Below are 15313 nucleotides of genomic sequence, written 5' to 3' on the forward strand. Positions count from 1 at the left end.
AGAGAAGTACCCAAGTGGCTCAAGGGGCTCCCCTGCTAAGGGAGTAGATCGCTAACGCGGTGCGAGGGTTCGAATCCCTTCTTCTCTGCCACGGCCCGTTGGTCAAGCGGTTAAGACACCGCCCTTTCACGGCGGTAACACGGGTTCGAATCCCGTACGGGTCATTTCAAAAGCCAGCGATTCAATCGCTGGCTTTTTTATCATTTCAGCCCAGAAGACCTCTTCTTCAACTGCGTGAAGGACAGAGACGGGTCATCTATTGAAGATACTTCGGATTGGCGGTATAGCGTACTGCTCCTGTTGAACGGAGGAGGTTCTGGACTCTCTTGTCAGAGTTCAATTGTAAGAAAATCCTTATAGATTTTATAAGAAATTATATATGAGTGAATGATAAATTCGACATGTCCATGTGCTATGTGCAACCAAAAGGGAGTATGGTATGCTTCTTCTCTCTGGTTTACCCTTGTATGAACCACTACAAAGGTTTGACCGCTTCTGCACGTCGCCGGACGATCTCTCCCCACTATCAAAAGATGTTTTTTTTATTCACTTGTATATAGTTCTGTTAGCAGCGTAATAACAATTGTAATGAATTACATGTTTTTTTCTTCTTATATGTGTGAAAAAGTTCACATATCAATCACAATTTGTGACATTTTTCACATGTATGTTGTGCTACAATACAAGTATCAAGAGGTTGACAAACATTCTAAATTAAGAAAAAGAGAAATCATGCTTATGTAAACCATGACAACAAAGGAGAGCGAATCGACATGAAACAAAACATCAATCGTGTTGTTTTAGTAGGTACTGGAGCTGTCGGCTGCAGCTACGCTTATGCGATGATTAACCAAGGAGTAGCAGAAGAGCTTGTCTTGGTAGACGTAAATGAAGCAAAAGCAGAAGGAGAAGCAATGGACTTAAAACACGGTATCCCATTCGCGCCATCTCCAACAAAAATTTGGAGCGGAAGCTATGCCGACTGTAAAGATGCAGATCTTGTTGTTATTACTGCCGGTCTTCCGCAAAAACCAGGTGAAACTCGTCTTGACTTAGTAGAGAAAAATACAAAAATCTTTAAAGAAATTGTACGCGGCATTATGGATAACGGGTTTGACGGTATTTTCTTAATTGCTACAAATCCTGTTGATATTCTGACTTATGTAACTTGGAAAGAATCTGGCTTACCGAAGGAGCGTGTCATCGGTTCTGGCACTACTTTAGATACTGCACGTTTCCGTTATATGTTAAGCGACTACTTCGATGTAGATGCGCGAAATGTTCATGCTTACATTATCGGGGAACATGGCGATACAGAGCTTCCAGTTTGGAGCCATGTTTCTGTAGGTGTTCAAAAGCTGGAAAAATTCTTAAAAGATGAAGAACTCTATAAACAAGAAGAATTAGATGAAATCTTTACGAATGTACGCGATGCGGCATATCACATTATTAATCGAAAAGGTGCGACTTATTACGGAATTGGCATGTCTCTCGTACGTGTGACAAAGGCAATTTTAAATAATGAAAACTGTATTTTGACAGTGTCTGCGCATTTAGACGGTCAATACGGTCATAAAGATGTATACATTGGTGTTCCGGCTGTTATTAACCGCAATGGGGTTCGCGAAGTGATGGAACTTGAATTGCGTGATGATGAGCAGCAAAAATTTGAGCGCTCTGTAAAAGTATTAAAAGAAACAATGGCACCCGTTCTGTAAGCATTCAGAGCAACAGCTTCCTGCGGATTTTCCTATTATCCGCAGGGAGTTTTTTATTTGGTATTTTCTTGCATTTACAAAATATTTTCTTTTTTCTTACATATCCTTTACATTGTTATCTTAATATGAATGTAGCTTCTCTTTTGTATGAAAAATGCATCCTAAAATTTTAATAGGTTACATAATTTTTCTTATTTTTCGAAAAATTATAACGCTATTCTAAAATAAAGCGCTTACATTTAAACGTTCGTCAAAATTCGATATTTTACGTCGAAAACTCTGGATTCAATACATATTTCTCTATAAAAACCGTATGCTTTTTGTTTTTTTAAAAGGATTTTTAAGTTTTTTGTAGAATAATGATAAAGTGTTTTAAACCATGTGTATTTGCGAGGTGAAAGCTGTGATTGTAACTCATCCTACAGAGTATGAACTGCATCTGTTTCATGAGGGAAGTTTGTATGAAAGCTATAAAACATTAGGTGCTCACGTTACAGAAGAGAACGGCATACAGGGGACGCGGTTTACTGTTTGGGCTCCTCATGCTGCAAGAGTCAGCATAGTGGGGGATTTTAATAATTGGAGCGGTCATGAGCATGTAATGAAGAAGCTCAATGATGAGGGAATTTGGTCTGTATTTATTCCGCAAATAGGAGAACAGGAACTGTATAAGTACGAAATTGAGACTTCATATGGAAAAACGCTTTTAAAAGCCGATCCGTATGCATTTTATTCCGAACTGCGGCCTAATACAGCTTCTGTGGTTTACGATATAGGAAACTATAAATGGAATGATCAGAAGTGGTTGCGGAGTAAAAAGCGCAAGCCCATTTATGAAGAGCCTTTGGCAGTATACGAGCTTCATTTCGGTTCATGGAAAAAGAAAGAGGATGATTCGTTTTATACATACCGTGAGATGGCTGATGAGCTTATTCCTTACGTATTAGAGCATCATTTTACACATATTGAAATTATGCCGCTTGTTGAGCATCCGTATGACCGTTCTTGGGGCTATCAAGGGACAGGCTATTATTCTCCAACGAGCCGATACGGCAATCCGGAAGATTTAATGTACTTTATTGATCAATGCCATCAGCAGGGTCTTGGTGTCCTTTTGGACTGGGTGCCGGGACATTATTGTAAGGATGCGCACGGGCTATATATGTTTGATGGAGAGCCTGTATATGAATATATGAATGAACATGTACGGGAGAATTCTGTGTGGGGAACAGCCAACTTCGATTTAGGCAAGCCGGAAGTACAGAGCTTTCTTATTTCTAACGCTTTATTTTGGATGAAATACTATCATATAGATGGCTTTCGGGTTGATGCTGTCGCGAACATGCTCTATTGGAATACAGGCGGACAGCTTAGCAGGAACGACTATGCTGTCGCTTTTCTGCAAAAGCTCAATGAAGCCGTCTTTGAAGCGGATCCGCACATACTCATGATTGCTGAGGACTCAACAGATTGGCCTCTTGTTACAGCTCCTGTCTATGAAGGAGGCCTTGGTTTTAATTATAAATGGAATATGGGATGGATGAATGACATCTTGAAATATATGGAATGTGCGCCTGAATACCGCAAACACATTCACGATAAAGTTACATTTTCACTTTTATATGCTTATTCGGAAAATTTTATTCTTCCTTTGTCGCACGATGAAGTGGTACACGGCAAGAAATCTCTTTTAAACAAAATGCCGGGAGATTATTGGAGAAAGTTTGCACAGCTACGCTTATTATATGGCTATTTAATGGCACATCCCGGTAAAAAGCTGTTATTTATGGGTGGGGAATTTGGACAATTCGATGAATGGAAAGATTTAGAATATTTAGATTGGGATCTGCAAGACTTTGAGATGCACTGCCTTATGCAAGAGTATTTTAAAGAACTGATGGGGATTTATAAACGCTCTAAACCATTCTGGGAACTGGACCATACACAAGAAGGCTTTCAATGGATCGATGCGGATAACCGGGAGCAAAGCATCTTCACGTTTATCCGAAAAGGTAAAAAAGATGACGACTTACTCGTTGTTGTGTGCAATTTTACAGAGCATGTGTATCACAACTATAAAGTCGGGGTGCCTGCTTATTCGAATTACAATGAAATTCTGAACAGCGACGGGACGCAATACGGCGGCTCCGGGCAAATCAATAAGAAAAAGTTGAAAGCGGTTTTACAGCCTTACCATAATCAAGCAGCATATGTTGAAATGACAATACCGCCTTTTGGCGTTTCCATCTTACGGCCAGTGAAAACAAGGAAGGGGAATAAGAGCGATGGCAAAGAAAAAGAAGTGCGTAGCAATGTTATTGGCAGGGGGAAAAGGTAGCCGTTTAAGCGCCCTTACGCAAAATTTGGCAAAGCCGGCAGTGTCATTTGGAGGCAAATATCGCATTATTGATTTTACGTTAAGCAATTGCACAAACTCTGGTATCGAAACAGTAGGTGTGTTAACGCAGTATCAGCCGCTTTTTCTTCATTCATATATCGGCATTGGCAGCGCGTGGGATCTGGACAGAAGCAATGGAGGCGTAACCGTGCTTCCTCCGTACGCAGAAGCATCAGGCGTAAAATGGTATAAAGGAACAGCCAGCGCCATTTATCAAAACCTGAACTACTTAAAGCAATATGACCCGGAATATGTTTTGATTTTGTCCGGGGATCACATTTATAAGATGAACTATGCTAAAATGCTGGACTATCATATTGAAAAAGATGCAGATGTTTCTATTTCTGTTATTGAGGTTCCGTGGGAAGAGGCAAGCCGTTTTGGAATTATGAATACGAATGAAGAGATGGAAGTAACAGAGTTTGAAGAAAAACCGCAGTTTCCGCGAAGCAATTTAGCTTCTATGGGAATCTATATTTTTAAATGGTCCATATTAAAAGAATTCTTGGAAATGGATGCTCGCAATCCTGAATCCAGCAATGATTTTGGAAAAGATGTAATCCCTCTCTTGCTTGAAGAAAATAAAAAGCTTGTTGCATATCCATTTAAGGGGTATTGGAAAGATGTGGGTACAGTTAAGAGCTTGTGGGAAGCGAACATGGACTTATTGAACGAAGACTCAACTCTTAATTTATATGAACGTGACTGGCGCATTTGTTCTGTTAACCCGAATCATCCGCCGCAGTATATCGCACCTGCGGCAAATGTAGAAGAGTCGTTATTGAATGAAGGCTGCGTTGTAGAAGGAGATGTGAAGCATTCTGTCTTATTCCAGGGTGTTTCCGTCGGAGAGGGCAGCTGTATTACAGATTCTGTTATTATGCCGGGCGCCCGTATCGGGAAGAATGTAACGATTGAGCGTGCAATTGTTGCACCAGGTATGGTAATTGAAGATCATACTGTAATTCGTCCATTAAAAAATATAGAAGATGTTATTTTAGTTGCAGAGGAAAATTAAACACGCAAAGGAGACTGAGTGAGATGAATGAATCGATGTTAGGGATTATTAATGCAACAAGTGAGTTTGCTTCTTTAAAAGAATTAACACGGCATCGCTCTTTAGCGGCTCTTCCGTTTGGCGGCCGATACCGCTTGATCGATTTTATGCTGTCTAACATGGTGAATTCCGATATTCACAGTGTTGCCATCTTCACTGGTCATGAAAATCGTTCTCTTATGGATCATCTCGGATCTGGAAAGCAATGGGACTTAGATCGCAAGAGAGACGGATTGTTTGTGTTTACGCCAAATTCTCAATGTGAAAACGAAGATTTCGGTTCTTTCCGCCACTTTTCCAAAAATATTGACTATTTTTTAAGAAGCAAGCAAGAGTATGTGGTCATTACAATGTCTCATATTGTAGCTGCTATTAACTTTAAACAGATTTTAATGCGTCATATTGAAATGGAAGCGGACATTACAGAGGTTCGCCATGAGGGGCGTTCACTGCAAACGTATATTTTAAAAAAGGACTTATTAATGTCATTATTCAAGCAATACAAAGATGAAGGAGATTACAGCATTATTGACGTGGTTAAGGAAAAACGTCATTCTTTGCATATCCACCCTTATGAGTATACTGGATATGTGGCTATAATTAATTCTACAGAGAGTTATTACAAGAACAGCCTTGATATTTTAAAACCAGAGGTATGGAAACAGTTATTTCTATTAAGTGAACCCATTTATACAAAGATAAAAGATGAGCCGCCAACACGTTATGCCAAAGGTGCAAGGGTCAGCAATTCCATGGTGGCGAACGGCAGCATCATTGAAGGGGAAGTAGACAACAGCATCGTCTTCCGTGCTGTAAAAATTGGAAAAGGTTCTGTTATTCGAAACAGCATCATTATGCAGAAAACGCAAGTTGGCGAAAATTGTATCCTGGATGGCGTGATTTTGGATAAAGATGTTAAGATTGAAGATGGAACAGTGCTGACAGGATCGGTACAAGAAATGCCTCGTGTCGTAGAAAAAGGTACAGTGCAAGGAGCGTTGATGAATTCGTGAACATTTTATTTGCAGTATCCGAGTGCGTCCCATTCATTAAGTCCGGGGGACTTGCAGACGTAGCGGGCGCACTCCCAAAAGAATTGAAAAAGCTCGGACTGGATGTAAGAGTTGTGCTGCCAAACTACAGTTTAATTCCCGAACGCTTCCGGCAAAACAGCGAGCTGAAAAAAGTGATTCGCGTGCAGCTTGGATGGCGAAATCAATATTGCGGCATCTTAGAAACTGAGCATGAAGGAATCACATATTACTTGCTTGATAATGAGTACTATTTTAAGAGAGATTCGCTCTACGGTCATTATGATGACGGCGAAAGATTTTCATTTTTTTCTAAAGCTGTGCTAGAGTGCATTCCGCATCTGGATTTCGTTCCAGATGTTCTCCACTGCCATGATTGGCATACAGCGATGGTCAATTTTTTGCTGAAAGAGCAATACCAAGAGAATCCGATGTACGAGCATATAAAAACAGCTTTTACCATTCATAATCTTCAGTTTCAGGGCGTTTATCCACACGTGGTGATGCATGATTTGCTCGGTCTTGGAGATGAGTATTTTACAAGCGAGCAATTAGAATTCTACGGAAATATCAATTTCATGAAGGGCGGCATCATTGCTTCTGATGTGATTACGGCAGTGAGTCCGACGTATAAAGAGGAGATTCAATATCCATTCTTTGGAGAGCATCTCGATGGATTGCTTCGTTACCATCAGCATAAGCTTGTAGGTATTGTTAACGGCATTGATGATACTTTCTATAATCCGAACACGGATCCAGATATCGCGGTTCAATACGATGCAGTCTCTTTGCCTCTCAAACAAAAAAATAAATATGAATTGCAGCGATATTTTGGTCTTCCAGAAAAAGCAGATGTACCAGTCATTGCGATGGTGACTCGATTAACGAAGCAAAAGGGCATCGATTTAGTCCGTCACGTTTTCCATGAAATTATGCAGGAAGATGTACAGTTCATCGTGATTGGCTCCGGCGACAAGGAATACGAAGATTTCTTCCATCATATGGCCTATGAATATCCAGATAAGGTAAAGGTGTACATAGGATTTAACGAAACGTTGGCCCATCATGTTTATGCGGGGGCAGATCTTTTTCTTATGCCTTCCTTATTTGAGCCGTGCGGGCTTGGACAGCTTATCGCTTTACGATACGGCGTGCTGCCGATTGTACGGGAAACAGGCGGCTTAAATGATACGGTACAATCATACAATGAAGTGACAGGAGCAGGGAATGGCTTCAGCTTTGCAAACTTTAATGCGAATGATATGCTGCACACCATTCGCCGTGCTATTTCCTATTATTATCAGAAGGACATTTGGGATGCGTTAGTGAAAAAAGCGATGAGTCAAGATTATAGCTGGAGGCAGTCTGCAGTGAAATATAAAGAGCTGTATGAGGAGCTGACCGGTGTCATGAAGGAGTGAGGAGCATGTTTTCAAATAAAGAAAGCTTTAAATCTGCTTTCTTAGAAAAGTTGGAAACAATGTACGGAAAGAGCTTCAAAGACTCCGCTTTGCGGGATCAATATAACACACTTGGCCATATGGTGCGTGAATATATCAGCTCCCGCTGGATTGCGACAAACGAGAAAAACCGTACTGAAAACAATAAGCAAATGTATTATCTGTCCATTGAATTTTTGCTTGGCCGTCTTCTCGGCAGCAATTTGCTGAATTTAGGTATCCTGGATGTATGCAGAGAGGGATTAGATGAGCTTGGAATCAATTTGGATGAGCTTGAAGAAAATGAAGCGGATGCAGGTCTCGGGAACGGCGGACTGGGCCGTTTGGCTGCATGCTTTTTGGATTCATTAGCTTCTCTTGATTTGCCTGGACATGGCTGCGGCATCCGCTATAAGCATGGCTTGTTTGATCAAAAAATTGTGGACGGCTATCAAGTCGAACTACCTGAACAATGGCTGCGCCACGGCAACGTGTGGGAGCTGCGCCGGCATGATCAAGCAGTGGAAGTCGGCTTCTGGGGGCAAATCGAAGCATCTACAGCAAACGGAAGATTGGAGTTCCGTCATACAAAAGCAGAGACCATTATGGCTGTTCCTTATGACATACCTGTTGTCGGATATGAAACGAACACAGTGAATACACTTCGTCTTTGGAATGCAGAGCCGGTGCCGTTTCCTCCCAATAACAAAAATGTACTCGTCTATAAAAGAGAAACAGAAGCTGTATCTGAGTTTCTTTACCCGGATGATACGCATGATGAGGGGAAAATTTTACGCCTGAAGCAGCAATATTTCTTGGTATCTGCCAGCTTGCAAAACATCATCCGGCTGCATAGAGAACGTAATGGAAGTTTGCGGAATTTGCACGAAAAAGTTGCCATTCATATCAATGATACACATCCGGTTCTTGCAATTCCGGAACTCATGCGCATTTTGCTTGATGAAGAAAAAATGGACTGGGACGAGGCATGGAATATTACAGTTCATACAATTTCCTACACGAATCATACGACGCTGTCGGAAGCTTTGGAAAAATGGCCGACTCATATTTTTCAGCCGCTCTTGCCGCGCATTTTTATGATTGTCGAAGAGATTAATGAACGATTTTGCCGGGAATTATGGAACAAGTATACATATGACTGGAAACGTATTGAAGATATGGCTATTATCGCGCATGGTCTTGTGAAAATGGCGCACCTTGCGATTGTCGGCAGTCACAGCGTCAATGGTGTGGCGCACATTCATACGGAAATTTTAAAGCAACGGGAAATGCATCTGTTTCATGAATTTTATCCGGAAAAGTTCAACAATAAAACAAATGGTATTACACATAGAAGATGGCTGTTAAAGGCAAATCCGCAGCTGTCGAAACTTTTATGCGAGACAATCGGTACGGAGTGGATTGAGAATCCGGCAAAGCTGCAGGCTTTGTCTCATTACAAACAGGATGCTGCGTTTCAAGAGAAATTTTATGAGGTAAAACAGTTCCGAAAAGAATTGCTTGCTAAGCGCATAGAAGAACAAACTGGTATAAGGATAGATACCCATTCCTTGTTTGATGTCCAAGTGAAGCGTCTGCACGCTTATAAACGCCAGCTCTTAAACGTTCTTCATATTATGTACTTGTACAATCGTTTAAAGGAAGATTCCAGTTTTACCATTCAGCCGCGCACCTTTATTTTTGGAGCGAAAGCATCGCCAGGCTATTATTATGCAAAGAAAATCATCAAACTAATCAATGAATTGGCAGAGAAAGTGAATCATGATCCGCAAACAAATGCTTTCTTAAAAGTGATTTTCCTTGAAAATTATCGTGTTTCGTTAGCGGAAGAGATTTTTCCTGCAGCTGACGTTAGCGAACAAATTTCAACGGCCAGCAAGGAAGCTTCAGGTACGGGGAATATGAAGTTCATGATGAACGGAGCGCTTACGGTAGGAACACTGGACGGGGCCAATGTGGAAATTCGTGAAGAGGTGGGAGCAGAAAACATCTTCATTTTTGGTCTTACTGCTGAAGAAGTATCGAATTATTACCAAAACGGCGGATATCGGTCTGCAGACTACTATCATCACGATTGGCGCATTAAGAAGGCCGTAGATCAATTGGTAAACGGATTCTTTCCGGATGCAGGAGATGAATTTGAAGCTATTTATGACTCGCTTCTTATTCAAAACGATGAGTACTTTGTATTGCGGGATTTTGCACCTTACATCGACGTACAGGAAAAAATCGGAAGAGCTTATCAGAATCGTAATTATTGGCTGGACATGAGTATTTCCAATGTAGCACAATCAGGTTTTTTTACAAGCGATCGTACGATTTCTCAGTATGCAAAGGGGATTTGGAACATCAACCCAGTTCAAGTAGTTAGATAAAAAACAGGCGCCCTATGGTGCCTGTTTTTTCATAAGATAAGAAAATATAAAATCGAGGGAATGGCTCTAGCCATCTAAGAACTTCCGCCACCAAAAAGCACTTTTTTAGGGCAGAGAAGCTTAGGTTCTGCACCTGAACGAGCCGGTTCCGCTTTTCTTGGTGTCCAGCTCCACCGGCTAGGCGCTGCCACCAGAGAACCTCCACCGCATAAAGGCAAAAAGCGCCTTTAAGGGTGGAGAACCTCTGGTTCTGCGCCTGAACGAGCCGGTTCCGCTTTTCTTATGTCCATGCTGCAACTGCTGCTGTGTAGGTGGTTATATTGTGGTTCTTTACGATTGAACCGAGATTAGAAGTGAAGGTGAAGCTGTTTTTGACGTGGAAGTATTCCCACTCCTGCTGGGAGACTTTTTTAATTTTCACTTTGCGCGGAGGGAGCAGCGGAACTACGTCAAATAAGTTCACGAAGCGAAAGCTATTGGCGACTTGTAAATTATAGTAGTTCCGAAATGCGATGTCGCCTACTTTAGGGGCGCCAAACGTGTACAGCATATAGTCGGCAAATGATGTGTTTACTCGGGCATCAAGTATGTGGAGTACGGCAAGGGCGCCGCCGAGACTATGGCCAGTCGCAAGCAGCATTTTGTCAGAGGAGAGCTTGGTGAGTGTATTCATAATCGTATCTCTGCACGTCTCGTAAATGGACAAGAAGCCATGGTGTACATTTCCGCTGTTCGCTGTGTAGGGATACACCCGCTGGTTGACAAGAGAATCGGCAACCCAATCCGTATCGGACTGTGTGCCGCGGAATGCAACGATAACAACATCCTCCGATTCTAAAATGAATCCAAACCATTCTGGTTTTCCAAGTGATTTTGCTTGAAATCCCTGGACATATCGAAAGCCTTCAGGGACGGTAAATACGCCATTTTGATTAGCTTGTTCATAAGTCAACTCGCAACAGGCAGCTGACAAAACACCGAGCTCTTTGTTGACGGCTGTTGCTGAAAACAAGACAGGCCCCTCCCTAGTATAGTTTCATCTTAACTCCCGGATTAATAAGAGGAGTTTGAATACTATTCAATATATGAGAGGAGTGTTTGACCTGTTCCCAATAAGAAAAACGAGCACGGAAACGCCCGTGCTCAGTCCCTTTTTAGATGAGCATAGTGCCCATGCTGCGTGTAGTAATGGGCAACCCCTTTTATATATGAGTGAATGATAATTTCGACATGGCCATGTGCTTTTTCAAAAAAGAACAGCTCGAGGCTGTTCTTTTGGATTGGGTGAAATCCGCTGGAAAAGCGACCAGCGGATGTTCGTTGAACCTTATTCTATTCCATCAAATAGGCGGCCGATTCCGCCTAGTACACTGCCTTCTTCTGATTTTACTCCGGCAGCGCCGGCGATGCGCTGTGCCAATCGGCTCAATGTTAAGGATTGAATCCATACTGTACCCGGTCCTTCGAGTGTAGCGAAGAACAAGCCTTCGCCGCCAAAAAGAGCTGTTTTTACATTTCCTACAAATTGAATATCGTAGTTTACATCCTTTGTCATGGCTACAAGACAGCCTGTATCAATGCGCAGCTTTTCTCCTGGCTGAAGGTCTCGTTTACAAATTGTTCCTCCGGCGTGCATGAAGGCAAAGCCGTCACCTTCAAGCTTCTGCATGATAAAGCCTTCGCCGCCAAAGAACCCGGATCCCAGTTTCTTTGTAAATTCGATGCCTACCGATACGCCTTTTGCAGCACAAAGGAATGCATCCTTTTGACAAATGATCTTTTCGCCATATTGTCGTAAATCAACAGGAATGATTTTTCCGGGATAAGAAGCAGCAAAGGATACGCGGCGTTTTGTGTGACTTGTATTTGTAAATACAGTCATAAATAGGCTTTCGCCAGTTGCCATGCGTTTTCCGGCTCCGAGAAGCTTTCCGAATAAACCTTTTTGTCCGGAGCCGTCACCGAAAATAGTTTCCATTGTGATGCCATCCTCCATCATCATCAAGGCTCCTGCCTCTGCCATTACGCTTTCCTGCGGGTCTAGTTCGATTTCTACAAACTGCATATCATCGCCGTGCAATTGATAATCGATTTCGTGAGCGTTCATATTTTTCACCTCATTTAAAAAATTTACAGCCAAAATGGTATGTATAAATTTATTGTACTGAAAATAGAAAAGATAAGAAATAACCATTTTTTAAATTTTTCGAATACAATAGTTTTAGTTTGACGACCCAATCTTTTTCATGCTAAACTTAAGTAACTAATGAACTGCATAGAGTGGCACGGAAATAAGGCAGGTCTCTCATGTTGCACACATGCTCGTTTAGAACCACCCCTTTATCTTCCTCCTTCATATGTAGAGTAATTAGTTTCACTTTTTTTCCATTATTAGGAGGTAAGACAATGCAAGTTGGTAAAGTAAAATGGTTTAACAGCGAAAAAGGCTACGGATTTATTCAAGCAGAAGACGGAAACGATGTATTCGTACATTTCTCCGCAATTCAAGGCGACGGCTTCAAAACTTTAGAAGAAGGTCAAGAAGTTTCTTTCGAAATCGTTGAAGGCAACCGCGGACCTCAAGCTGCTAACGTAACTAAAAAGTAAGCAGATATCGAGCATTCCACCCGAGTGGAATGCTCTTTTTAGTTATAAATTCAGTTCATAAATCGTCCACGACAAATATGTCGCAATGGGTGTCCAACGTACGGCACAAGCAGGACTGCCGACATTACGGTTGATTTTTTCATCATGGTCCCATTATTATCTAGGTCTCATCTATATACATATGACAGCTTGTATAATATGGATTGTATATATAAGTCCACTTTGTTATTCCGACATATCTATCGTTTGCCACGTAGAACAAAAAGGAAACTGCGCTCGCTCCCTTTCTCTCTCCCTGCATGGGCCACGAAAAGGGTTTGACCGCTTCTATGCTTAGTCGGATGCTCTCTCCCCTCTAAAAGAAAAGTTTTTATGTCGATTTTTTTAGTTGTATTTATATAAAAAAAGCATCCCTGGTTTTGAGGAATGCTTTTCTTTAGATTAAGAGAGCATAAAATTTCTTGATGTCTATATACAAGTGAAAAAACATCTTTTTATAGTGGGGAGAGATCGTCCGGCGACGTGCAGAAGCGCTTAAACCTTTGTAGTGGTTCATGCAAGGGTAAACCAGAGAGAAGAAGCATACCATACTCCCTTTTCGTTGCACATAGCACATGAACATGTCGAATTTATCATTCACTCATATATAGCTCCACCGGCTAGGCGCTGCCACCAGAGAACCTCCACCGCATAAAGGCAAAAAGCGCCTTTAAGGGTGGAGAACCTCTGGTTCTGCGCCTGAACGAGCCGGTTCCGCTTTTCTTATGGACGAGGGTTATATTCATCCGGGTTCAGTTCGCCTTGAAAGGTGAGGGTTTCATAATAATCCAGCATGTCTTCGTATTCCTCATGTGCTTGCGTTGCATATACCTGCGGATTCTTTCCATACATGTCAGTGCCGATAAAGTTCTCAAATTCCTCGACATAACCGCGCGGTTCGTCGCCCTCATCATACATATGATTAAATTCTTTCGCATCGCGGCGCTCCAAATCAGATGGTGTCAGAGATGAGCCGTACCATGCTGCATCTTGCCAGGCATCTTCGGCATCGTATCCGACAGCGCTGTCCATATCATATTTGCCAAATGGCGGATCCAACAGCTCTTCCTCAATCGGACGTGCTCCCATTATAAGTTTGTTATGAGTATACTCGATACATGTTGTAGCAGTGGGTATGGCTTCTAAACGTTCTAGCGGAATCTCTTCTCCGGACACTTCGCAAATGCCGTATTGTCCGCTTTCTATACGTTCCAAGGCATGATTTACATCATCCAGCTGCTTATGCCAAAATTCCATAAGCCCCAAATCTTTTTCTCGTTCATATTGCTCTGTTCCCATATCTCCAGGGTGGTTATCATATAGGGAAAGCTCGCCTACGGAGTCACTCTCCGAAGCACGCTCATATTCCTCACGGTTTTGAATGGTTTGTTCCAGTTCTTTCTTTTGCTGTAACAAGATTGATTTAAACTGCTCTGATTGCTGCGGTGTAAGCATTGCATCCACCTCCCATTTCCAAGTTATCTCTAGTAGTATGAGCAACTTGTCCAAAAATATAAGATGGGTGCAAATAGAAAAAACGCGGTAAAAACCGCGTCTTAGAAGAAATAATCCAGCAATAATCCAATTGCGAATAAAAAACCAAAAATGGTATTTGTTTTGGCGGTGGCGACCATTGCCGGCATCATTTCTATCGGTGCAGATTTACCAATAAACCCTTTTACTGCCGCAATAGGCTTTGGTACGCTTAAAAAGACAATGAACAGCCAAAAAGATGCAATGCCTGTAAGTGCAAGAGCCACTGTCCAGCCGTAGGCAACAATAAACATAGCTGCCAGCAGGCGAATCGCATTATTGCGTCCAACGAGAATAGCCAGCGTTTTCCGTCCATTTTCTTTATCGCCATCCAAATCGCGTATGTTATTGGAAAGCAAAATAGCGCCAATTAGGATAGCTGCCGGAATGGATATGAAGATAATCTCAGGTAGCACAGATCCCGTTTGAATAAAGAAAGAAATTGCAATGATTACATATCCCATGAAAAAGCCGGCTGTCAGTTCGCCAAACGGCGTATACGCGATCGGGACAGGACCTCCTGTATAAAGATAACCCGCCGTCATGCTGATGAGTCCGACAAGCGCGATCCACCAGCTCGAATGCATACAGATATACACACCAAGTAGCATGGAAACAGCAAAGAAACTGTACCCTAAATAAAGCACTGTCTTTGGCGAAACACCTTCGCGTACAATGGTGCCGCCGATTCCCACTGATCCTTCGTGGTCCAAACCGCGTTTGTAATCAAAGTATTCGTTAAACATGTTCGTTGCTGCTTGTATGAGAATACAAGCGAGAAGCATCATAAAGAAAAGAGGAAGATCTATCTTTTGAGCACCCTCTACTTGCAGTGCATAAGCTGTTCCAATAAATACCGGAACGAAAGCCGCTGTCAGCGTATGGGGACGAAGCAAATTCCACCAAATCCGCCATTTCGGCTGTTTTGCCTTAAGTTCTGCAAAAGAGGAGTTCGTTTCTATTTTCATATGCATTTGAATCCTCCTGTTCACATAAAGTACACACTTAAGTGTAGGAAAAGCAGTATATAGTGTCAATGCTTATTTTTTAGGAATCCAATACATTTTTCACATAACTGCTAAAGATTGACACACC

General features: G+C 41.9%; 11 protein-coding genes and 2 tRNA genes. 9 read left to right on the plus strand and 4 right to left on the minus strand.

What is annotated here, in order from left to right; genetic code table 11:
• The 8 genes from H540_RS0104960 (at nt 1) to H540_RS0104995 (ending at nt 10039) form a co-directional block, all read left to right on the plus strand.
• A tRNA-Ser gene (locus H540_RS0104960) sits at nt 1-91 on the plus strand.
• Nucleotide 92: 1 nt separating this feature from the next.
• Nucleotides 93-164: transfer RNA gene (locus H540_RS0104965), tRNA-Glu, on the plus strand.
• Between the two features lie 609 nt (nt 165-773).
• Nucleotides 774-1718, plus strand: coding sequence for an L-lactate dehydrogenase (locus H540_RS0104970; protein ID WP_028399684.1), 945 nt, complete (start codon nt 774-776; stop codon nt 1716-1718).
• Between the two features lie 403 nt (nt 1719-2121).
• The gene (gene glgB, locus H540_RS0104975) at nt 2122-4056 is read left to right on the plus strand and encodes a 1,4-alpha-glucan branching enzyme (protein WP_034670414.1); all 1935 of its coding nucleotides are present in this window, start codon (nt 2122-2124) and stop codon (nt 4054-4056) included.
• Nucleotides 4004-5134 (plus strand): glucose-1-phosphate adenylyltransferase, encoded by a 1131-nt coding sequence (locus H540_RS0104980; protein WP_028399686.1) that lies wholly within the window; start codon nt 4004-4006, stop codon nt 5132-5134. The genes glgB and H540_RS0104980 overlap by 53 nt, the downstream gene beginning before the upstream one ends.
• 23 nt (nt 5135-5157) lie before the next feature.
• On the plus strand, nt 5158-6186 hold the full coding sequence (locus H540_RS0104985; protein ID WP_028399687.1) for a GlgC family sugar phosphate nucleotidyltransferase: 1029 nt from the start codon (nt 5158-5160) through the stop codon (nt 6184-6186).
• Nucleotides 6183-7625 (plus strand): glycogen synthase GlgA, encoded by a 1443-nt coding sequence (gene glgA, locus H540_RS0104990; protein WP_028399688.1) that lies wholly within the window; start codon nt 6183-6185, stop codon nt 7623-7625. The genes H540_RS0104985 and glgA overlap by 4 nt, the downstream gene beginning before the upstream one ends.
• Before the next feature lie 5 nt (nt 7626-7630).
• Nucleotides 7631-10039 (plus strand): glycogen/starch/alpha-glucan phosphorylase, encoded by a 2409-nt coding sequence (locus H540_RS0104995; protein ID WP_028399689.1) that lies wholly within the window; start codon nt 7631-7633, stop codon nt 10037-10039.
• 280 nt (nt 10040-10319) lie between these two features.
• Here H540_RS0104995 and H540_RS0105005 read toward each other — a convergent pair whose 3' ends face one another.
• Nucleotides 10320-11051, minus strand: a complete 732-nt coding sequence (locus H540_RS0105005) for a lipase family protein (RefSeq protein ID WP_028399690.1) — start codon at nt 11049-11051, stop codon at nt 10320-10322.
• 315 nt (nt 11052-11366) lie between these two features.
• Nucleotides 11367-12146: a TIGR00266 family protein gene (locus H540_RS0105010; protein WP_028399691.1), complete on the minus strand. Its 780-nt coding sequence runs from the start codon at nt 12144-12146 to the stop codon at nt 11367-11369.
• A 299-nt stretch (nt 12147-12445) separates the two neighbouring features.
• Between H540_RS0105010 and cspD the strand changes: the two genes are divergently transcribed.
• Nucleotides 12446-12646, plus strand: coding sequence for a cold-shock protein CspD (gene cspD, locus H540_RS0105015; RefSeq protein WP_028399692.1), 201 nt, complete (start codon nt 12446-12448; stop codon nt 12644-12646).
• A gap of 762 nt (nt 12647-13408) precedes the next feature.
• Here cspD and H540_RS0105020 read toward each other — a convergent pair.
• Nucleotides 13409-14140 carry a TraR/DksA C4-type zinc finger protein gene (locus H540_RS0105020; protein ID WP_028399693.1) on the minus strand — a complete coding sequence of 244 codons (732 nt, stop codon included), beginning with the start codon at nt 14138-14140 and terminating at the stop codon, nt 13409-13411.
• Nucleotides 14141-14241: 101 nt separating this feature from the next.
• Nucleotides 14242-15192, minus strand: coding sequence for a 1,4-dihydroxy-2-naphthoate polyprenyltransferase (locus tag H540_RS0105025; RefSeq protein WP_028399694.1), 951 nt, complete (start codon nt 15190-15192; stop codon nt 14242-14244).
• Between the last annotated feature and the right edge of the window lie 121 nt (nt 15193-15313).

This window comes from Ectobacillus panaciterrae DSM 19096 (assembly GCF_000430785.1).
GTDB lineage: Bacteria > Bacillota > Bacilli > Bacillales > Bacillaceae_G > Ectobacillus > Ectobacillus panaciterrae.